Annotated in this window: 22 protein-coding genes and 2 pseudogenes; 12 read left to right on the top strand and 12 right to left on the bottom strand. The window is 61.0% G+C overall.

The features are described 5' to 3' along the window. Window positions 1–43: 43 nt before the first annotated feature. The 3 genes from MESS4_RS25325 to MESS4_RS33765 all read right to left on the bottom strand — a co-directional run bounded on the left by MESS4_RS25325 (window position 44) and on the right by MESS4_RS33765 (window position 2638). Window positions 44–1534, bottom strand: coding sequence for a HAMP domain-containing sensor histidine kinase (locus tag MESS4_RS25325; RefSeq protein ID WP_006337154.1), 1491 nt, complete (start codon window positions 1532–1534; stop codon window positions 44–46). Beyond that, window positions 1531–2274: a response regulator gene (locus MESS4_RS25320; RefSeq protein WP_006337152.1), complete on the bottom strand. Its 744-nt coding sequence runs from the start codon at window positions 2272–2274 to the stop codon at window positions 1531–1533. The genes MESS4_RS25325 and MESS4_RS25320 overlap by 4 nt, the downstream gene beginning before the upstream one ends. Before the next feature lie 175 nt (window positions 2275–2449). After that, on the bottom strand, window positions 2450–2638 hold the full coding sequence (locus tag MESS4_RS33765; RefSeq protein WP_006337148.1) for a hypothetical protein: 189 nt from the start codon (window positions 2636–2638) through the stop codon (window positions 2450–2452). 941 nt (window positions 2639–3579) lie between these two features. Here MESS4_RS33765 and MESS4_RS31325 point away from each other — a divergent pair. After that, entirely contained in the window at window positions 3580–4113 is a 534-nt protein-coding gene (locus MESS4_RS31325; RefSeq protein ID WP_081609850.1) for an MmgE/PrpD family protein, read from the top strand. 88 nt (window positions 4114–4201) lie between these two features. Here MESS4_RS31325 and MESS4_RS32690 read toward each other — a convergent pair. After that, a pseudogene (locus MESS4_RS32690) lies at window positions 4202–4324 on the bottom strand (SDR family oxidoreductase); the annotation flags it as partial. Window positions 4325–4389: 65 nt separating this feature from the next. On the opposite strand from MESS4_RS32690, the gene MESS4_RS34110 reads away from it, so the two are divergent. From MESS4_RS34110 to MESS4_RS35050, 3 genes are read left to right on the top strand one after another with little or no spacing between them, the layout of a single operon-like run. Continuing rightward, window positions 4390–4902, top strand: coding sequence for an FAD-binding oxidoreductase (locus MESS4_RS34110; protein WP_198292802.1), 513 nt, complete (start codon window positions 4390–4392; stop codon window positions 4900–4902). Then, complete coding sequence (locus tag MESS4_RS35055) at window positions 4872–5234, top strand: FAD-linked oxidase C-terminal domain-containing protein (RefSeq protein WP_051070918.1); 363 nt, start codon at window positions 4872–4874, stop codon at window positions 5232–5234. The genes MESS4_RS34110 and MESS4_RS35055 overlap by 31 nt, the downstream gene beginning before the upstream one ends. Before the next feature lie 58 nt (window positions 5235–5292). Then, entirely contained in the window at window positions 5293–5574 is a 282-nt protein-coding gene (locus MESS4_RS35050; protein ID WP_051070917.1) for an FAD-linked oxidase C-terminal domain-containing protein, read from the top strand. A 45-nt stretch (window positions 5575–5619) separates the two neighbouring features. On the opposite strand, the gene MESS4_RS25305 is transcribed toward MESS4_RS35050, so the two are convergent. Beyond that, window positions 5620–6384, bottom strand: a complete 765-nt coding sequence (locus tag MESS4_RS25305) for an SDR family NAD(P)-dependent oxidoreductase (protein WP_006337142.1) — start codon at window positions 6382–6384, stop codon at window positions 5620–5622. Between the two features lie 31 nt (window positions 6385–6415). Continuing rightward, window positions 6416–6541, bottom strand: a pseudogene (locus tag MESS4_RS33760) (glucose dehydrogenase); the annotation flags it as partial. Window positions 6542–6582: 41 nt separating this feature from the next. Between MESS4_RS33760 and MESS4_RS25300 the strand changes: the two are divergent. Next, on the top strand, window positions 6583–6870 hold the full coding sequence (locus MESS4_RS25300; RefSeq protein WP_006337141.1) for a hypothetical protein: 288 nt from the start codon (window positions 6583–6585) through the stop codon (window positions 6868–6870). Between the two features lie 55 nt (window positions 6871–6925). Here MESS4_RS25300 and MESS4_RS25295 read toward each other — a convergent pair whose 3' ends face one another. The 6 genes from MESS4_RS25295 to MESS4_RS25270 form a co-directional block, all read right to left on the bottom strand. Further along, a complete protein-coding gene (locus MESS4_RS25295) occupies window positions 6926–7699 on the bottom strand; it encodes an SDR family oxidoreductase (RefSeq protein WP_006337140.1) in 774 nt (257 codons plus the stop codon). Between the two features lie 33 nt (window positions 7700–7732). Then, window positions 7733–8461, bottom strand: a complete 729-nt coding sequence (locus MESS4_RS25290) for an SDR family oxidoreductase (RefSeq protein ID WP_006337139.1) — start codon at window positions 8459–8461, stop codon at window positions 7733–7735. Then, window positions 8458–9771, bottom strand: coding sequence for a D-tagatose-bisphosphate aldolase, class II, non-catalytic subunit (locus tag MESS4_RS25285; protein WP_006337138.1), 1314 nt, complete (start codon window positions 9769–9771; stop codon window positions 8458–8460). Before MESS4_RS25285 ends, MESS4_RS25290 begins: the two co-directional genes overlap by 4 nt. Next, the gene (locus tag MESS4_RS25280; protein ID WP_006337137.1) at window positions 9768–10769 is read right to left on the bottom strand and encodes a sugar kinase; all 1002 of its coding nucleotides are present in this window, start codon (window positions 10767–10769) and stop codon (window positions 9768–9770) included. Before MESS4_RS25280 ends, MESS4_RS25285 begins: the two co-directional genes overlap by 4 nt. Before the next feature lie 246 nt (window positions 10770–11015). Then, window positions 11016–12248 (bottom strand): ROK family transcriptional regulator, encoded by a 1233-nt coding sequence (locus tag MESS4_RS25275; RefSeq protein ID WP_006337135.1) that lies wholly within the window; start codon window positions 12246–12248, stop codon window positions 11016–11018. 49 nt (window positions 12249–12297) lie between these two features. Further along, window positions 12298–13182, bottom strand: a complete 885-nt coding sequence (locus tag MESS4_RS25270; protein ID WP_006337133.1) for a sugar phosphate isomerase/epimerase — start codon at window positions 13180–13182, stop codon at window positions 12298–12300. Window positions 13183–13685: 503 nt separating this feature from the next. On the opposite strand from MESS4_RS25270, the gene MESS4_RS25265 reads away from it, so the two are divergent. The 7 genes from MESS4_RS25265 (at window position 13686) to ugpC (ending at window position 20759) form a co-directional block, all read left to right on the top strand. Beyond that, window positions 13686–14642 (top strand): AraC family transcriptional regulator, encoded by a 957-nt coding sequence (locus MESS4_RS25265; protein ID WP_006337132.1) that lies wholly within the window; start codon window positions 13686–13688, stop codon window positions 14640–14642. Between the two features lie 467 nt (window positions 14643–15109). Continuing rightward, window positions 15110–16525 (top strand): extracellular solute-binding protein, encoded by a 1416-nt coding sequence (locus MESS4_RS25260; RefSeq protein WP_006337131.1) that lies wholly within the window; start codon window positions 15110–15112, stop codon window positions 16523–16525. A gap of 114 nt (window positions 16526–16639) precedes the next feature. Then, window positions 16640–17521: a sugar ABC transporter permease gene (locus tag MESS4_RS25255; RefSeq protein WP_036242029.1), complete on the top strand. Its 882-nt coding sequence runs from the start codon at window positions 16640–16642 to the stop codon at window positions 17519–17521. Then, window positions 17521–18357 carry a carbohydrate ABC transporter permease gene (locus MESS4_RS25250; RefSeq protein ID WP_006337129.1) on the top strand — a complete coding sequence of 279 codons (837 nt, stop codon included), beginning with the start codon at window positions 17521–17523 and terminating at the stop codon, window positions 18355–18357. The genes MESS4_RS25255 and MESS4_RS25250 overlap by 1 nt, the downstream gene beginning before the upstream one ends. Before the next feature lie 4 nt (window positions 18358–18361). After that, entirely contained in the window at window positions 18362–18601 is a 240-nt protein-coding gene (locus tag MESS4_RS25245) for a DUF2160 family membrane protein (protein ID WP_006337128.1), read from the top strand. Between the two features lie 43 nt (window positions 18602–18644). Continuing rightward, window positions 18645–19688 carry an NAD(P)-dependent alcohol dehydrogenase gene (locus MESS4_RS25240; protein WP_006337127.1) on the top strand — a complete coding sequence of 348 codons (1044 nt, stop codon included), beginning with the start codon at window positions 18645–18647 and terminating at the stop codon, window positions 19686–19688. Window positions 19689–19700: 12 nt separating this feature from the next. Further along, complete coding sequence (ugpC, locus tag MESS4_RS25235; protein WP_006337126.1) at window positions 19701–20759, top strand: sn-glycerol-3-phosphate ABC transporter ATP-binding protein UgpC; 1059 nt, start codon at window positions 19701–19703, stop codon at window positions 20757–20759. Window positions 20760–20774: the final 15 nt, after the last annotated feature.

Below are 20774 nucleotides of genomic sequence, written 5' to 3'. Positions count from 1 at the left end.
AAGAGAGGCTACCGAAGAAATCGATGGCGTATTTCAAGTGATGTTAAGAGATATTGCTGGCTATCAGAACCTTGGTTGCAGCCTTGCTCGCCGTCGAATATTCGGGGGCAAAAGGCCACAGAACTACCGGCTCAAACTTCGGCAACGGCTGCTGGCTGCCAGTTTTTCGCAGTTCCACGCGTGTGGCTGTGCTGTCGATCGTGGCGGGTAAATCGATGCGGACCGTCAAGCCGCTTGGAGTTCCGGCGAGCAATTGCATCGAGCCGCCATGGCTTCGCACGATGTCATTGACAATGGAGAGGCCGAGGCCAAACCCTCCGGGACCGTTGGCGGGGCGAGCACTACTCGCCTTGAAGAACGGCTCAAGCACCTTTTCGCGAAGATTAGCCGAAATCCCTGGACCGTCGTCGGCCACGAATATCTGTACTGATCCATCTGAATGGACGACGAGCCGGACCACGACAGCACCAGCGAATTTTGTGCCGTTGTCGATCAAATTGGTGATGGCACGCGTTAGAGCACGAGGCTTGCACAGATAGGCAAAACGACCCGGCCCCTCGTAGGTCACCGCAAACCCAATATCGGCAAAATCCGCGCAAACGGTTTCGACAAGGCTAGGAAGATCGGCTTTTACCGGTGCCTCCGCATTAACATTTTTGCTGAGATAGGTGAGCGTTTCCTCGATCATGTCATTGATGCGCTCAATGTCCTTCAGCATTGCGATGCGCAGATCAGGTTGGACCGAGCGCTCAGCTCTGAGTCGCAGCCGCGTCAAGGGCGTTCGCAAGTCGTGACTGATGGCCCGCAACATGTGGGTGCGGTCGTTGATCATCCGCCGGAGGCGATCGCGCATGTCGTTGAGCGACGTGGCGAGCACTCGCATTTCCCGCGATCCGCCCTCCTCGAACGGGCGAGCCTGACCTTCGTCCCGGTCGATCGACTGCGCGGCGTCGGCAAAGCGCGTCAACGGCCCCGTAATCAAGCAACCGGCATAGTAGGATGACAGCATGACCAGCAGGATGGCCACCAATGCCTTCTGCATGAAATTGAGCTGCTTGTCGCTGAACAGCGGAGCCGGACCGCCGAGCGCGGGCGCGAAAGCCAGGGCGGTATCGTTGTTCACCTGCGCGACGAGAACATTGGAAAGCGCGCCATCCCGAGTTCTGTCGCGCAGCACCGAGTGCAGCGAATCGGGAAGAAGCCCCCGTGCGAGGTTGCGTACATCGCCGTCGGCAACCACGTCCTGGGGTGTGCCATCAAGTTCAGCCGCTGATACGACCTCGACGGGCAGCCCTGTCTTGCTGACCGCGTCGAGGATTGCGGCGACCTGGCCCGGCGCATCGGATGCCCGCACCTGGTCGACGACGGTCTCGATTGTGATCGCAGTCCTCTCCGCGAAGGAGGTGCTTTCATAGGTCGTGGGCGCCAATGGCTGGATCGCAACGAGGAGAAGCGCCAGGACAATGATGGGGGCCACGGCCAGGGCGGTTATTTGCCTGCCAATCGGGCCAGATCGAAACCAGGCGGTGATCATAGCGGATCCACCTCCGGAGTGAACATATAGCCGCCCAGCCGCACCGTCTTGATGAAGGTAGGCTCACGGACATTTGGCTCGATCTTCTGACGAACGCGGCTGACATGAACGTCGATACTGCGTTCCACAGGGCCGGCGAGACCGGCATGGGTGAGCGCAAGCAATTGCTCGCGTGTCAGCACGCGCCCCGGGTTGAGGCAAAATGCCAGCAGCACGTCGAATTCCGCTGTGGTCATAGAGACATGCACATTTTCGGGGCTGCGCAATTGGCGCGATACTGGATCGATGCGCCAGCCGGCAAAAGTCAGCGGCTCATGGCGTTCGCGACGCTCCGCCCCATAGGACGAGCGCCGCATCAAGCTCCGGATTCGGGCAATCAGTTCCCGCGGATTGAACGGCTTTGTAACGTAGTCGTCCGCGCCCAGTTCGAGCCCAACGATGCGATCGACATCATCTCCGAGCGCCGTCAACATAATGATCGGTGTCTCAGCCGATGCACGCAGTCGCCGGCAGATGTTGAAGCCGTCCTCCCCCGGCAGCATGGCGTCGAGGATGATCAGGTCAAAGGCCTGTCGGCGCATCGCACGATCCATGTCCGTGGCGGATTCGGTCGCCACCGCGTGAAAGCCATTCTCGGCCAGCATCTCGATCAACATCGCTGCGATTTCCGCGTCATCCTCGACGAGAAGGACGCGGATGATCGCATCAGGCGCAGCCACGTGCTTTTGGTGAGTGGTCATGGAAATCACGTTCTTTCTAGCTTTCCGGCCTTGGGCCCTCTCTGTTCAATACTTTCCCATGCAACTGCTGTCCTTGTCATCTCGGCAGGTATTTAGTTTTGTTACAAAGCCACCAGACATCGACCGCACCACCTGGCGGAGATCATTACCGTTTGGAATGTCGACCTGCTCCTCTTTAGAAGGAAGCGACGTAGGGACTTGTCGCGACGACGCGCGGTTCGCTGTTGGCAAAAGGATCGGTGGGCATGGTGGACGATGCATAAAGCAGTGCGAGGGCGGCAAAAATCGCGCCAGGAATGATGCTGCCGGCGATCATCAGACCAATGGGTCGGAAGCTGGATCCGGTATGTCGGCGTCTGGCCATGTCGAAATCTCCTGAACTATCAGTGACAGCGCGCTTTCGCGGCCATTCTGACCAGACAATCGACGATTTTGGGGCCCAACGGCGTTAGCAAATGTTAAGAGATATTATTCGAAACCTTTGACGCCGAAATTGGCCGGGAACTTGTCGGGTTTCTTCTTTGGGTCGCCAGACCATACGAAAGACATGGTTTGGCCAACCACCCGCCAACCATTTGCTTTTGCTGGAAAGTTCCACCATTCCCGGCTGAAATCGTCGATTACGCATAGGATTCGGAACGGGGACAATTCGTCAGCGCGTCCGAGACGACGTCGCGGTTCCAGAGCCGGTTGGCATCCTGCCCGGTGCTTAAAGCCCCCGCCGCCCACCCGCACGCTTAGCCGTTCTTCGTGATAGGGCCGGTAGCCAACATAACTGATATTCCACCAACGGGTCTGTCTCGGGTTCTCCAAAAAAGGGATGTTCGTTCCAGCTCGATGCCGATCGCGCAGGTCCGCATCCGCGGATCGACATCGGCCGGTCTGGGAGGTCCGAAAAAATGGGGAAGGCGCGATTGTCGCAAGAGGGCGTGGTGTTCGCACTGGCCGTTGCGATGTTCGCGGTATTCGCGGTCACGCTCAACAATTTCCTGACCGCCGGCAACCTCATAGCGCTGGTGCGCAGCGTCTCGATCCTCGGCATCCTCGGCCTCGGCATGGGGCTGGTGGTGATCGGCCGGGGGATAGACCTCGATGCGGCCCGCGGCGGTCTCGTCTCGGCCCTGATGGCGCAATGCGGTGTCGAAGGGCCGCCGCAACCGCTCGAAGGGCCGCGCGGCTTTCTGAAAGTTTGCTCGGACCAGCCAAGGCCCGAACTGATCGAGGGCGGACTGGGAAGGGATTGGGAGATCTTGCGCAACATGTTCAAGCCTTACTCCTGCGGAGTGGTGCTAAACCCTGTGATCGATGCCTGCCTTACTGCCCGCGCCAATCCCAATTTCTCCGCTGGCCGGATTGCAGAGGTCGTCGTGCGCGGTGCCCCCTTGCTCAAGGCCCGCGCCGATCGGCCCGAAGTCACCCACGGGGCGCGAGGCGCAAGTGAGCGCCCGGCATGCGGTCGCCGTCAGCCTGCTGCGCGGCCGTGCGGGCGCCGAAGAATTCAGCGATGCCGCCGTGAACGATCCGCAAGTGAAGGCCCTGCGCGCCAAGGTCCGCCCGGTCGAGATCGATGCCGGCACTCCGGTCGAAGCCGCTCATGTCTCGATCCGATATGCGGACGGCTCTTCGGTCGAGGTAACCGAAAAAGCCGCAACCGGCAGCCTTGCTCGACCTATGTCGGACTCAGCGCTCAGAGAGAAATTTGCCGCGCTCGCGCATTACGGCTGCCCGACGCTCGCCGTGGCTCCGCTTGCCGACACGCTTTGGACCCTTGCCGATCTTACAGATGCAGGTGCTCTCATGGCGCTCGCCCGGCCTCATCCCGAAGTGGCTCGCCCATGAGTTCTTCTTCGGTCCGAATCCTTTCAAAGGGCGAGTTCCCGCTTCTTTTCGAGAACCAAAGCTATCGCCATGAACCTACTCCCAAGGCTCAGATCGAGGTGTAGCCCACGTCGGCGCTGACAATGCTGCCGGTCATCAGGCTCGATGCGTCGGACGCCCCGAAGAGAACGACCGACGCGATCTCGTCCGGCCTGCCCATCCGCTTCATGGGCCATCACCTCCAACCAGGGTTCCAGCTACCTGCTTTACGCCATTGCCGCGCCGATAATCGGCGGCGTGAGCGTGGTTGGCGGGCGTGGCAACATTATCGGCGTGCTGGGCGGTGTGCTGCTGCTCACCGTCATCCAGGTCGGCCTCGCCATCATCTCCGTGCCGTCCTTCTATGTCGGCATGATCGGCGGCTATGCGGCCGATGCCGAGGACATGCTCTTTCCGCTGGCGCTGGGTGCGCAGGGCTCGTGCCAGATCGGCGGCAACGTGGCCACGAATGCCGGCGGCATCAACGTGCTGCGTTACGGCATGACGCGCGATCTCGTTCTGGGGCTCGAAGCCGTCCTGCCCGACGGCAGCTTGTGGGAAGGCATGACCGGACTGCGCAAGGACAACCGCGGCTACGACCTGAAGCAGCTTCTGATCGGGTCGGAAGGAACACTGGGCATCGTGACGGGCGTCGAAGTGAAACTTTTCCCACGGCCAGCCAATGTGGAGACGGCCTATCTCGGCGTGGGTTCCTTCGCCGACGCCATGGCGCGTTCGGCATGGCGCGCCGCGTGTGCTCCGACCTTTTGACAGCCTTCGAGGTGATCGGCTCCGAATGCATTGCGTTTGCCACGTTGAGCAACGCCGAAACGCTGGTGCCGCTGGAAGGCGAGTGGCCGGTGCATGTCCTCATGGAGCTTGGCTGCAGTTCCGCCATCGACGGCCGTGCGCTGCTCGAGGCGTTGCTTGGCGAGGCGTTCGCGGCCGGCCTGCTCGGAGACGGCACAATCGCGCAGAGCCGCGCCCATGCGCGCGCCTTCTGGGCGATCCGCGAAGACCTCGTGGAAGGGCAGGCTAAACGCGGCCGGCACATCCGCACCGACCTGTCCGTGCGCTTGAGCGATGTGGCGCCGATGATCTAGAAGTCCCGCAGCTACGTTCTGACGAACTGGCCCGGCTGGGAGCCTATCGCCTACGGCCATGCCGGCGACGGCAACATCCACTTCAACCTTCAACGTCATGCCGCCGACGGGCCTGTCGGCCGGGGAGGTGCGCGAGCGGGGCACGGACCTGTTGGACGGCCTCTACGGCATCGTTCGCGGCTTTTCTGGCTCTTTTAGCGCCGAGCATGGCGTCGGCCGGAGCCGCCGTGAAGTCTACTGGGAGTGGCTGACGCCGGAGCACCGAAAAACTATTGCCGCGATCAAGGCTGCTTTCGATCCGCTGGGCATCATGAATCCTGGTTGCCTGATACCCGACTGATGAAATGCCAGCGTCAGGGCATGCCCCCTCCGGGAAGTTCCCCACTCAGCGCGTCGTGTAGCCACCGTCGATGACGAGCACTTCGCCTGTCACGTAGCTGGCTGCGTCCGAACAAAGGAACACGGCCGCCGCCGCGATTTCTTCGGGCTGGCCGACGCGGCCCATCGGCGTCATGCGTCGCCAGATCGGAAACCACTCCGGGTTCCCGATCCCGCCGCGCGACATGTCGGTCTCGATGTAGCCGGGCGCCACCGCGTTGACGCGGATGTTCTCGGCCGCGACCTCGCTTGCCAGACTTTTCGTCATCATGTGCACCGCAGCCTTGGAGCTGTTGTAGGCGACCTGGTTCTGCGGAATGTTGGAGACGATCCCCGATATGGAGCCGACATTCAGAATGGCGCCCTTGCCCTGATGTCGCATTGGCGCAAGTGCGGCGCGGCAGCACCGGAACACAGCGTCGACATTGATGGCCATGATCCGGCGCCACGTCTCGTCGGGATAGTCGCCGCTGTCGCCATGGATGGCGATGCCGGCATTGTTGACGAGGATGTCGAGCCTGCCCCCGCGAGCGATTATGTCGGCGACCAGTCGGTCGGCGGCGGGGGCATCCTCGAGTTCGGCGGCGATGAAGTCGAAGTCGACACCCGCGTCGAGAAGGGTCTGCTCCGACTTCTTGCCGAGGCTTCTGCCGCTTATGACGACGCGTGCGCCGACCTCACCCAGCGCCCTGGCTATAGCGAGGCCGATACCGCGGGTGCCACCGGTCACCAGCGCCACCTGTGAATCAAGCCGGAATCGATCGAGGATCATGGGTGTCTGTCCTTTGGAGACGGGAGCGCCTTCAGATGTCGACGCTCTGAGGGAGGATAACCAAGTCGCGAATGGTGACGTTGCGCGGCCGGGTGAGCATGAATAGCACCGCTTCGGCCACCTCGCGAGGCTCCATCAGGGACCATCCGGATATGGCATTCCGGCGATTGCGTGCCTTTCGAAGGGCTGGAGGAAGAGGTGGCGACGCTGCGGCCGGACATCGCGCTGCTGCCCGTCAATGGCCGCAGGGCGGACCTGTCCGCCAACGGTGTGCCTGGAAACTTTGACCTGGCGGAAGCCATTGCCATCGCCCGGGCGGTCGGCTGCGGCGACATGGTTGCCCATCACCACGGATTGTTCGAATTCAACAGCGTGGCTCCCGCGGCGATCGACGCGGCGCGACTGACCGATGGGCTGTGCATGCACCGGGCACGCGAGGGATTTGTGCTTGAGAGCGCGGCGGCATCCGCCATGCATGCCCGATGAAGGGTTCGGCGGCCGATCTCGCTTGGGTCGCCGCGAGGGAATTCCTGGTTGCTCTCTACCAGCATGTAAAACCGCCATCGACAGGCACGACGGCCCCGGTCATCAGGCTGGCCGCGTCGGAAGCGAGGAACAGCACGGCGCTGGCGACTTCATGCGCTTGCCCCATTCGGCCCATCGGCGTGTCGTTCAGCCAGGTCTCGATCCGCGTGCTGTTTTCCGGGTTTGCCAGAACCATCGGCGTTTCGATGTAGGTTGGCGCGACCGCGTTGACGCGCACCCCATGTGGCGCCCACTCGGCGGCGATCGAGCGGGTCATGTGATGGACGGCGGCTTTCGAGACGTTGTAGGGCGTCTGCGGTTGCGGCCGATTGCAGATCGTGCCGGACATCGATCCGAGATTGACGATCGAGCCACGCCGGGCGGCTATCATGTGCCTGCCGAACGCGCGGGAGCACCAGAAGACGCCGTTGACGTTGACGTCCATCATCCGCAGCCACAGTTCGTCGTCGACATCCTCCGATGAAATGCCGCTGCTGCCGATGCCGGCATTGTTGACGAGGATCGAAGCAGGAGTGCCTCGGGCGGCCAGCATGTCGGCGATCTCGGTCATTCTTGCCGACGATGTCACGTCACCGATCACCAGCTCGGCCCTATGGCCTTTCGCGACCAGCTCATCCCTCCCGGCACTGCCGATCTGCTCGTCCGGTTCGATGATCACCAGCAAAGCTCCGGCCTCGCCCAACGCTTCGGCGCATGCGAGGCCGATACCTCGGCCTCCGCCGGTCACCACGGCGACCTCGTTGTCCACCCTGAAGCGTGCCTGGTACATGGTCCTCCTCCCAATTCCGATGCCGGCTTGCTGTCAGATGTCGAATTTGGCCGGCAGAATGACGACGTCTCTGATCGTTACCGTCCTCGATCGCGTCAGCATGAAAACCAGGACCTCGGCGACTTCCTTCGGGTCAAAAAGGGTCCCCGCGGCGATCGCCCGCTCGAGGTTCTCCTTCGGCCAGTCGTCAACGAGGGGCGTCAGCACCGGTCCGGGGGCGATCGCGCCGACACGGATGCCGTGTTTGGCGACCTGCCGCCTCAGCGCGTGGACGAACGCCTGAACCGCGTGCTTGGAAGCAGTGTAGATCGGCTCCCACGGCACCGCGGTGTGGCCGGCGACGGAACTGGTGACGACAATGTCCCCCATGCCCCGCTCGATCATGTGCGGCAGAACCGCATGAATCGTTCGGAATACGGCATTGACGTTCAGGTTCAGCATCCGGTCAAAGGCGTCCGGATCGCCATCGATGAAATCGCCGCCGATATAGGCGCCGGCATTGGCATGGAAGGCATCGAGGTGGCCGGCCTTGTCCAGAATGCCGGGCATCATGCCTGCCACGCTTTTCGGGTCGGTGAGATTGACCACCAACGGAATCGCATTCTCGCCGAGATCGGCGGCCAGCCTGCGCAGTTTGTCTTCCGCATAGTCGATCAGGACCACTCGTGCGCCCGCGTCGAGACAAGCATGGGCGCAAGCAAGGCCGATCCCCGACGCCGCGCCCGTGATTGCAATGACCTTTCCAAAGAGTTGCCCGCTCATTTTCGTCCTCCATCCGTCGGATTGCTTTCAGTGTCGAGCGCCTCGCCCGTGCAGGCGAAGCGGTACTCGTCCAGGCTGCGCTGGATCGAGGCGATCAGTAACGAGGTCGGCTCGAGCGGTTTGCCTGCAAACGCCTCGAATGCGGGCAGATGCTGTCGGAACAGCGTGGGTGGCACCGTCTTGCCGCGCAGGGCCGCGGTCAGGCTCGCAACCGCTGCTTCCGCTTCCGGCTGGTTCCAGTAATAGCGGATGCGGTCCGAGAAAGAGTAGTGACGCTGCAGGCGCTGTTCGGCTTCCGAGCCGTGATAGTGGCCCTGCCAATTGGCGGGTTCGGCCAGCATCAACCGCTCCATGGCCTGATAGAGCGGACGCGCTCCGTAGTGCGGCAAAAGATCGGTCGCGATAAGGTCCAGCCCGTAGAGCGCCTCGCGCAGCACGAAGGTCAATTCCGGCCCCACCTTGAGGATCGGAAAGCCGTCCTCGACCAACTGGCGCAAGGATGTTCGTCCCTGGTAGTCGGTCGAATGCGCCTCGAAGACGAGGCCTGGCTCTTGTTCAAGCAGTTGCGTCAGCCCGCGTGCCTTGGCGGGATCGTAGAGGACCACATTCTCATTGCCGAACTCCACGCCTGGCTGGACCACCAGCGCGATGACGCGTGAGAACGCATCGGCCAAGCCTTGGCTGAGGAACAGGTCGCGATGAACATCGATCGTATGCGTCGCCGCCGCCATGCTGGTTGGCTCGATGTCGCTGATCGCATGGTTGGCGCCGCCGGGCGCCGGCACTTCGGTGCCGATGATATAGACCGGCGCCTCACCTCCCGCGGCGCGCGCCGCGCGCTCCGCCGCCAAGGCCAGCCGCGCCGCACGCTCCGCCGTCGTGGCGTCGTCGAGCCCGGCAGGCTCGCCGGCGCATCCCATCGAAGCATCGAGGTGGATCTTTCGGAAGCCGGCGGACACGTATGCCGTGACCATCTCTTCCGCCTTCGCCATCGCCGCGCCGGCATGTTCCCTGCGCCACGGATTTGGCCCAAGGTGATCGCCACCGAAGATGATCCTTTCCGTCGGAAGCTTTTCTTCCGCCGATATTTTCTGGACGAGACGGACAAAATCGCCGGGCAGCATTCCGGTGTAGCCACCGAACTGGTTGACCTGGTTGCAGGTTGCCTCGATCACCAGCGTGTCGGAGAAGCGTGCGGCGTTGCGCGCTGCCGCCCGGATGACCAATGGATGCGCCGAGCAGACCGAGGTGACGCCTATCGGCGAACCCTCGCGCCGCGCCACCGCCAGGCTTCTCAGGAGACCGGTCATGGGAGGTTTCTCGGGGTCACGGCGATGAATTCGTCAAGCTGCGGGCGTGAGGCGGCACCTTCCATCGGCCCTTGGACGGTGACGTTGCGAGCGCCCGCGGCATTGGCATATTCCAGGGCTTTGAACACAGGCATGCCGAGGCGGCGGCAAGCGACGTAAGCGCCGCCAAAGCAGTCGCCAGCGCCCGTCGGATCGACTTCCGCGACCTTGAAGGCCGGGCAATCGACACGTGAACCGTCGGCGCCGAAGAATGTGGAGCCATGTTCACCGCGTTTGAGAGCTATCTCAGTCACGCCGCGGGCCAAGAGCGCGGTGACCGCGGCGGATTCACCACCAACTCCAGCCGCCATGAACAATTCGTCGCCCGAGGGCAGGACAAGGTCGGCGACATCGATGAGCCTGGCGAAGCGTTCCTGCGTCTGCCCGAGCCCGAGTAGTTCCTTGCGCAAATTAGGGTCGAGTGAAACGGAACCGCCGCGTTGCTTGATGACACCGATGGCGTAGTCCATCATCTCCCAGACTCCCGGGATGGCGAAGGCGGTACCCATGACATGGAGATGTCCGGCCCGCGCGAAGAGCGCCTTCGCCTCAGCCGTCAGTCTCACCAACGCGGCCGCGGATTTTCCGATGTTGTAGACAAAGTCGCGCGAGCCGTCGTCGCGATAGCGAACAAACGCACTTCCGGTCGGATAATCCGGGCTGACCGAGATGGCCGATACATCCGCGCCGTCGGACCGGAGCCGTTCGATGTTGATGCGGCCGAAATCATCATCGCCGACCGAGGCAACAATTGCCGCCGAGCCGCCAATCTTCGCGCATTGATCGATGAAAATCGCCGGCGCGCCGCTGGGGTAGGGGCCGATGAGTTCGATCGGTTCGAGGAAACCGTCGCCACGGCTTTTCGCCATGATCTCCACCAGGATCTCGCCGATGGCGACAGTTGGCCCCAGTGCATCCGCCGCGAGCTTGGTCTGACTTGAAATCGCATCTGCAGGCATCGCGTGGCTCGGCTATTTGGGCACTTTCGACATCGGAACACGCGCCAGCCGCAGGTCTCGCGGCGGCCGCGCGCCAGTCCTTTTCGGCAGCGAACGACAGCCCGAGACGGCTACGGTCAGAAATGCGCGATTACTCCTCCAGAAGGCACACTATGAGCGTTTGTAGGTTTATGCAACATATTAATCGGCCGAGACCATGCAGTGATTGCCGCCATTGTGAAATCGTTTGCAAAAAACGACTTCACATCAGCCTTCGTCTTCCTCCGGCTCTTCGAGTTCCGCCGTGTCATCGGCGAAACGCTGGCTCTCCAAAGACAAATAACGCTGGTGCAACATACAGGCCGCACCGAAGGCGGAACCGACGGTTCCTTCATCGTTCACTGTGATTGATGGGAACGGGAAACTGGATTCCTGTATGGCATGGATGTGTGCAGCCACCCTGGCGGTCATCAAAGGATAGAGCGCGGCGACCGAACCTCCCAGTACGATCCGATCGGCGTCGATGATCCGGCAAGCCTGCACAAGCCCAATTGCCAAGGCCTTTGCCCACTGCTCGGCAATGGCGACGGCGCTGGGCAGCCGATCCTGGACATCGGCAAGGAAGTTGCCGAATGTCGGATGATCGAGGGCGGAGGTCTTGCGGTACTCCCCCATGATATTTTCAAGGCCGATCATTTGTTCCAGATTGCGGCGCGGGCCTGGCGCGTCGCTGATAATCAAGTGCCCGATCTCGCCTGCCAGCCCGTTGGCGCCGCGAAAAAGATTGCCGTCAATGATGATGCCGCCGCCGACACCGCTCTCCATCACGAGAAACAGCGTCACGCCTGAATGCGTCTCGCTACGCCTGTAGGTCGCGCCGATGGCGAATGCGTTGGCATCGTTTTCGGCAAGGACCGGAACGCGCAGCGGCAGGGCGTCTCTCACCAAATCCGCGAGATGAACATTTCGCCAGCCAAGAAGCGGTGCCAGGCGGATCAGGCCATGCTTGTCCATCTGCGCGGGAGTCGATACGCCAAAGCCTTCGCATCGCTCCAGCTTTGACGCCGGGATGGATTGAAGAGCCAGGCTAACCGCGCGTTCGACCGCGGCCTCTACGCTGATCGAGGGCCCATCGAACGGTTCCACATTCGTCGAAACGATGTTGGTCCCGAGATCGATCTCGACCGTGCTGATATGTTCGACACCGATCTCGACCCCAAGGAAGAATATGGCATTCGGCACGAGTTCGAGCATGATGCCGGGGCGACCGACCCGGGCATAGCCCGGTAGTTCAGGCGGATCCTCAATTGCTTCGCGCACCAGACCGTCAGCCGTCAGGCTGGCGATGATATGCCCCGACGAAGAGCGGTTAAGACGCAATTTGCGTGCGAGTTCGGCTCGGCTGAGACGCCCAAACTGATGAAGGGCCTTGAGAGCCGCCACTTCATTGCTCTGTCGAATTCTGCGATGCGAACTGGCGGTCAGCGCCGGATCATTCACGTAGGTCTCTCCAGGCTACCTGCGATCTGCCGCACAATCAGATCCTCGACTATGGCCGGGCGTTCGTCGTTCGCCGGCGAACCGCCTCGTTCATTTTCAGGTCGATGAAGGCCTTGGCATGCTTTGCCAGCGGCATGTTGTCGGTCCAGGTATCGCGCCAGATGGCGCATGCCAGCGAAAGACTCTCATCGACCACGGCGCTGGAGAACGATTCGAAAGTGATGTCGCGCTCGTAGCCGATGTCGAGCAGGGCATCGAAGATGCGATCGAAATCGATCACCCCGTCGCCGAGATAGCCGCGATTGCTTTCGCCGATGTGAAAATAGCCGATCTTGTCGCCGGCCAGACGAATGGCCGCCGCTGGATTCGCTTCCTCGATGTTCATATGGAACGTGTCGAGATGGAGCGTGACGTGATCGGAGCCGGTCGCCTTGATGAAGTCGAGGCCCTGAGCCGTCGTGTTCAACAGGTTCGTCTCGAACCTGTTGACGACCTCGAGGACCAGATCGACCTTGGCCTTCTTTGCTGCTTCGGCCGTCTTGGCAATGGCTGCAACGCTGTTCTTGCGGCCGCGATCGCTTGGCATGGTCGAATATTTCGTATGGGCGGAATAGAGTATGCCGCCAAGTTTGGTGCCGCCGACATCTCGAACTGCCGCGACAGCGCCCGCCAGCAATTCCTCGCCGGCCTTGACGACGGCAGCATCCTTGCTCGACACATCGGCGCCCACCGGAAGACCCATCGTGACGGCGATTTCGAGGCCCAGCGACTGAGCCTTCCTGGCGAGGCGGTCGAGGTCGAACTTTTCGGGTCGAAGATACGCGAACTCGATCAGCTGGTAACCGCACGCGGCCGAATTCTCCATCGCCTCTTCGAGCATGACCTGGGTGCCGCCGCCGGTCCAAACGAATGAATGAATGCCCAATCTGCGCATGCGGACCTCCTCCTAGACGCAATCTATCTCTCTATCTCTTGGACGCAATCTATGTTGCGTAGCACAACAAAATATCCAAACACGCTTCATGTCAAGGTCAGGTGAAATATGAAATAGTCCGCTTGAATCTTGCTGCCTGAACAAAAATGATTGACAGCTTAATGGAAAACCCTAATTTGTCCTGTTAAGCAACATATAAGTTTGGCAAAGCACCAGACGTAGAGGAGGAGGATCATCGAGCCGCGCTTGGAACGCGCGGTAGCTCAGCTTATGTTTCGCCCTATGGCATCGTTCAGTGTGTTCGGTGATGTACTATGTTCGGTGGCTTGGGCGCGCTGAATGATCCACAGTGCTTGTGACCATTGGCCCGGTAGACGACGGTTTTCGAGAACTCCGGGCAAAGGAGGCGTTGGCTGCCACCGAGGGTAGAGGCCCTTGCGGGCTGTGGGAAGGCTGCGGATCAAGGAAAGCGAAGCGCTGCGTTATCGGGAAGGAGCCACTCAATGAAGCCCGCTCAGAAGATCGTTCCGGACTTCGAAATGATTATATGTCCGCCGGCGGAGTCGTTCCGCTGGAACATGCATGACTATCCATTTTTCAAGGCCAAGTGGCACTATCACCCGGAATACGAGTTGCACCTGACGCGAACGACTTCGGGCGTCATGATGGTGGGAGATCATATCGGCAAGTTCGCTCCAGGGTGCCTGGTCCTGACCGGACCGAACGTCCCGCACAATTGGGTCAGCGATATTGAACCCGGGAAGCTGGTTCGCAATCGCGACATGCTGATCCAGTTCAGCCGCGAATGGGCTGATCGTGTCACCGGCTTCTGTCCCGAACTCGGAACCATCCGGCCGCTCTACGATGACGCCGTCTACGGAGTAGAGTTTCGCGGCGCTACCGCTCTCGCTGGGCAGCGGCTGCTCGCACAGATCGGCGCCGCCCATGGTGCCGAGCGTGTTGTGTTCTTTCTGCAATTGATGATCACGCTGGCCCGCAATCCCGGCGACCGCCGCAGGCTCTCGCGGCTGGCGCCCACCTCCGCGCAGGCGGAATTGCCGCCGGAACTGGACGTGGCAATGCGCTATGTTCTGGACCACTACAGCGACGATATCGACCTGCCGTTCGTTGCAAGGCTCTGCGACCTGGAACCGCAAGCATTTTCACGTTTCTTCAAGCGGCAGACAGGTCATACCTTTGCCCGTTACGTCATCCTCGCGCGCATATATGCCGCCTGCTCGCTGCTGACGCAGACTTATCGGCCGATTACCGACATCTGCTTCGAAGTCGGGTTCAACAACATCGCCAATTTCAACAGACAGTTCTTCAAGATCTGCGGGCGCACGCCATCGGACTACCGGCGCAGTGCCCACAAGATCGGGACTGAGGCGCGCGCCGATCCGTTCAGGGAAATCCGCACCTGGTCGGGCGGCGCACGCGCTGTCGGCGAAAAAGTATAGATCGCCTGCAAACCACGCGTGGCAGGGGGGATGTCCCCCGCACTAAGTTCATCGGAATGCCCATGGGAGCGAGGTCGCAGAAGACACCTGATGTCATGGCTCTGCGAAGGCAGAACAAATTCTCGAACGCCGGCGAATCCGCATTGCCGAGCTTTCATCAAGCACCGGTCGGGGGAGGAGGTATTTGGCGGGAACCACAGCCGCCGTTTCATTGTCTTGAGGGTGCTGCATCATGGCAACCGCGCTATCGGAGGGATGGCGAGTGGGGCCACGACCGGCTGGTCGGAGGTGCGACGGGGCCACTGCATTTCGAGCGTGTGAACCTGATCTGAAACGGGTTTCACTAAGGCCTTGATGGCGAGGAGGTGCCGGTTCCGGAGGGATAGGAAACATTGCCACGACCGCAAAATGACGGACTGACAGTCAATGTTTTGTTGGAGGAGTGAAAAATGAAACATGAACTCAGAATGGGCCTTGCCGCATTGGCGGTGGGGCTGATGACCAGTGTGATGCCCGCCAAGGCCGATTTCTGGTCGGACGCCGGTGCGAAATACAAGGGTGTCACGCTGCGCGGCGTGACCGAAAGTACCCCGCCCTCGAACTACATCAAGGACGTTCTTGCCCCCGCTTTCGAGAAGGCGACCGGCATCAAGGTGGAAATCGAGACCACCTCCTGGGACCAGATGTACGACAAGGCGATCAAGGACATGGAGGCCAAGACCGGCATCTATGACATGGTCTATATCGAGCAGGACATCATCTACGCCTACCTTGCCCGGGACTTCCTGGTCGACATCACGAAATCCCTCAAGGACGACCCGTCGCTGAAAGCGCCGGATTACGACGAAACGCGTTTCACGACATTTGCGAACTATTTCAAAAATGCCGACGGCGATCTTTTCGGCATTCCGATGGAAGCCTTCATCAAGCTTTACCTCTACCGGACCGATCTCTTCAACGATCCGGCGATCAAGGAAGCCTTCAAGAAGGAAACCGGCAAGGACCTGGCGCCGGCAAAGACCCATGAGGAATACACGCAGATCGCCGAATTTTTCACCAAATGGGGCAAGGACCACAATCTGGAACTGTGGGGCACCACCGCGCAGGCGCATACCGGCCACCCCGCTTCATGGTATGAGTTCTTCGAGTCCGTCGCGCCTACTTTCGGCGTCTACAACTGGGGTATCGACGCTTCAAAAAACTACTCGGCGTCGGTCGCCGATGGCGGCACGATGAACAGCGACAAGGCAAAGGCGGCGCTCAAATACTGGCTGCATTTGCGCGATATCGCCCCGCCTGAATCGGCCGCCAGCACGTGGACCGAAGTCGGCACGACCTTCGCGGCGGGACGTGCGGCACAGGGCATGGTCTATGGCGAGAACGCAGCCTGGATCGCCTCCGACGCGGAAAAGTCGAAGGTGGTCGGCAATGTCGGCGTCGCCCTTCCTCCGGTCGAACCGGGGGTGATGGAGGACGCGGAGTCCGGCAAGGGTTACATCGGCTACTATGACGGTGGCGCTTTCGGCCTTCCGGTCACCTCGAAGAACAAGGAAGCGTCGCTGCTGTTCCTGCAGTATATCGGCCAGGATTCGGTCCAGGGTGATTGGGCGGTAGCGGCACCGCGCATCACCAACACGGCGACCTATGACGATCCGAAAGTCATCGAGATGGATAAGAAGCTCAACGGCTACTACACCATGCTCAAGAACGACGGAAAGCTGTTTGCCGGCGCTCCGCCCTATCCGTTCCATGCGCAGGTGCGCGAAGCAACGGCGCCGATCTTCTACAGGATCCTGTTGGGTGAGGTGTCGCCCGACGATGGGCTCGACCAGATGGCTGCCGCCGCCGAGGCGGAATTGAAGAACCTCGGCTATCGCAAGTAGCAGAGCGAAGCAGACTTCGGGCCGCCGTGAAGCGGCGGCCCGGGCACGCATTTTGTCGCCTCGCGAAGTTCGTAAGAATGCCGCGGATATGTGCCCTTCCGGGAGAGTGGTTTCATGCGATCAAACAGAGTGGGATGGCTGATGCTCGCCCCAACGATTGCGATCCTGGGGGTCTTCGGCATCGTCCCATTTCTGTACGTGCTCTACGTGGCCTTCCATCAATGGAACCCGTTTGGCGCAAATCCCTATATGATCTACAATGGCGCCAACAATTTCCGCCGCCTCGTGTTCGACAACGAGTTCCTGACCTCCATCGCGTTCACGCTGAAGTTCGCCTTCTTCGCCGTTCTGAGCGAGGTCGTCCTTGGCTACTTTCTGGCCCAGCTGTTCATGAAGGAGTTTCCCGGCCGGGGTTTGTTCCGCACGATCCACACCCTGCCTCTGATCGTGGCGCCGATCGTCGTCGGATCGGTCTGGCGGCTAATGACAACGCCCAGCATCGGCATCATCCCGTATCTTCTCAAATCCTGGTTCGGCTACGACCTTAATATCGGTCGTGACGCCACCATGGCCTTTGCGCTGACCGTCATCATGGATATCTGGCACTGGACGCCACTGGTGACGCTGACGCTGCTTGCGGCACTCGTCTCGCTGCCCAAGGAGCCGTTCGAGCAGGCTCAGATCGACGGCGCCAACCGATGGCAGATCTTCTGGCACGTCACCTTGCCGATGATCCGCCCGGCGATCCTGGCGACGGTCTTCATTCGCCTGATGGATGCGCTGCGCACCGTCGACGAAGTGTGGATGCTGACCGGTGGCGGCCCAGGTGCGGCGACACGCTATCTCGGCCTGCACATCTGGAAGATCGTGTTTCCCAAGACCGACTACGGCTACGGCTCGGCCACTTCGATCATCGTCCTGTACCTCACTTTGGTGATGTGCTGGCTGCTTTATGTCGCCCTTGTCGCCCGCCGCGGCCAGAAGAGAGCTTCCTGATGCGCGCCAACCGCCCGGTTCTTTCCATTCTGCTGTGGACCTTGCTCAGCCTGTTTACGCTGTTCCCGATCTATTGGCTGTTCGTGATCTCCGTAAAGCCGGCCGTCGAGCTGTTCACCACGCCAAGCGTGCTGCTCGAAACCGTCTACTGGAAGAACTATGTCAAGGTTCTCGGCGACGACACGCTGCGCCGCTACATGTTCAACTCCATCGTTATCTCGACCGGCAACGCGGTGCTGGTGACCGTTCTGGCGTTCATGGCCTGCTATGCGCTGTCGCGCTTCGATCTGCCCGGAAAGGAGAACATCTTCTTCTGGACGATCACCAACCGAATGGCGCCGGCCGCCGTATTCCTGCTGCCCTTCTTCCTGCTTTTCACGCAGGTCTTCGTCATAGGGGAGTGGAAGCTCTACGACACGCGCACGGGCATGATCCTGCTCTACTGCACCTTCAATCTGCCCTTCGCCATCTGGACGCTCAGGCCGACGATCGACGCAATTCCCAAGGAACTGGACGAGGCCGCGACTGTCGACGGTGCAACGACGTGGCAAGTGATCCGCGAAGTGATCTTTCCGCTTGCGCGGCCCGGTCTCGCCGTCACTCTGATCCTGACCTGGGTGTTCGCCTGGAACGAGTTCCTGCTCGCCGCGACGCTCACCAGCTTCAATGCGCGCACCATCACCACCGGCCTGTCGGAGTATGTCACGACGACCGGAACCGAATGGGGCACGATGGCGTCCATTGCGATCATCACGCTTATCCCGGCCCTGTTGATCTTCTCGGTCGTCCAGCGGCACATCGTGGCCGGCCTGACCTTTGGCGCGGTCAAGGAGTAGTGCCATGGAGCACATGGTCGATCTCGATGCGGTGGATGACGAAGCCAACACCATCGTCGCAAGCCCGCAACGCACCGGCTTCCTGCCGATCGTCACCAACTGGTTCGACCGGGTTTTTGTCGGCATCTATCTGTTCGTTGCGCTCGAACTGTTCTGGATGAGGTTCCTCGAACAGTCGATCCCATTGTCGGTCTGTCATCTGCTGGCGATCGCATTGGGTGTGCTGATCGTTTGGCGTGGTTAGCGCGGAACGACGATCGAGAGAGAAGAGGACGGGAAGCAGGCTCATGAAGTCATTGGTGCTGGAAGAAAAGATGAAACTGTCGCTGCGGGATTTCCCGATCGAGCGCGAGGAGGTGCTCGGCGTCCGCGACGTGCGCATCAAATTGCATACTGTCGGCATCTGCGGCTCGGATGTGCACTACTATACGCATGGCGGCGCCGGCATCTTCCAGGTGAAAGCGCCGATGATCCTCGGCCATGAGGCGTCAGGCATTGTCGTGGAGACGGGAGCCGAGGTGACGTCGCTAAAGGTCGGCGACCGGGTGTGCATGGAGCCGGGCATTCCCGACCCGAACAGCCGCGCGACGCGCATGGGCCTGTACAATGTCGATCCGGCGGTTCGTTTTTGGGCGACGCCACCGATCCATGGCGTCCTGCGGCCGACCGTTGTCCATCCGGAGAATTTCACCTTCAAGCTCCCCGACAACGTCTCGTTCGCGGAGGCGGCCATGGTCGAGCCACTCGCCGTCGGCGTCCATGCCGCCACCAAGGCGCAAGTGAAGCCGGGTGACATCGCTCTGGTGATGGGCGCCGGGCCGATCGGCCTGGTCACGACGCTGTCCGCGCTGGCGGCGGGCTGTGCACGGGTCTTCGTATCGGATGTCGACGACACCAAGCTCGAACTCGCGGCGAAGCTCGGCCCGATCACGCCGATCAACGTCGCGCGTCAGGATGTGGCCAAGGAAATTCTCGCCGCGACCGATGGCTGGGGCGTGGAGATCGTGTTCGAATGTTCGGGCAGCCCACGCGCCGCGGAAGGCATTTTCGATCCGCTCTGTCCGGCTGGCCGGGCGGTGTTCATCGGCGTGCAGATGCATGACATCAACTACGATGTCGGCAAGGCGATGGTGCGCGAAGCACGCGTCGAACACGTGTTCCGCTATGCGCATGTTTTTCCGCGCTGCGTTGCCATGCTGTCTTCAGGCGCGATCGACGTGAAGCCGCTGATCACGCGCACGTTCGAGTTCGAGGACAGCGTTCAAGCGTTTGAAATCGCCGCATCCGCCCCAAAAGGCGAAGTGAAGATGCAGATTGCCTTGCCGCAATAAAGGGGATGCGAGTTGGCTGAAGTCACCGTCAGGAACATCGTCAAGCGTTATGGAAGCGTCCAGGTCATTCATGGTGTAAATGTCGACATCGCCGATGGCGAGTTCGTCATCCTCGTCGGCCCGTCGGGCTGCGGCAAATCCACCTTGCTGCGCATGATCGCCGGCCTCGAGGCCATATCGGGCGGCGAGATCAGCATCGGCGGCCGGGTGGTGAACGATGTCCTGCCGAAAGACCGCGACATAGCGATGGTGTTCCAGAACTATGCGCTCTATCCGCACAAGAACGTCGCCGACAACATGGGCTTCTCGCTCAAGATCAAGGGCAGGCCGAAGGCCGAGATCGAAGCCAAGGTGAAGAAGGCGGCCGAAATCCTCGATCTGGGCAAGCTGCTCGACCGGTTTCCCAAACAGCTGTCTGGCGGGCAGCGCCAGCGTGTGGCCATGGGGCGCGCCATCGTGCGCGACCCCCAGGTCTTCCTGTTCGACGAGCCGCTGTCCAATCTCGACGCCAAGCTGCGTGTCGCGATGCGTGTCGAGATCAAGGAACTGCATCAGCGCCTCGGCACGACGATCGTCTATGTCACCCACGATCAGATCGAGGCGATGACGATGGCCGACAAGATCGTGGTGATGCGGGACGGCAAGGTGGAACAGGTCGGCGCACCGCTCGATCTCTACGACAATCCGGGTAATGTCTTCGTCGCCGGTTTCATCGGCTCGCCGGCGATGAATTTCATCAAGGGCAAGATCGGTTCGAAGGACGGCAGGCAGGTCTTTGTGTCGGACGCCGGATCCGTGCTGCCGGTCGAAGGGCGCGCGCAGGATGGCCAGCCGGTCATCTACGGCATACGCCCCGAGCATATCGACATCGCGCCCGACGGCTTGCCGGCGACGGTTTCGGTGCTGGAGCCGACCGGATCCGAGACGCAGATATTCGCCAAGTTTGGCGAGGATCCTATTGACGCCATCGTCAAGGACCGGCTCACCGTCCGTCCCGGTGAAGAAGTAAGGCTGAAGATCGATTCGCGCCGGGTCCACATCTTCGACAGGCAAAGCGGAGCTCGCCTGTAAACTCTTCAGCGTGCC

It is taken from the genome of Mesorhizobium sp. STM 4661 (assembly GCF_000359125.1).
In the GTDB taxonomy this organism is placed as follows: Bacteria; Pseudomonadota; Alphaproteobacteria; order Rhizobiales; family Rhizobiaceae; genus Mesorhizobium.
This window is presented reverse-complemented; position numbering and strand designations above follow the sequence as displayed.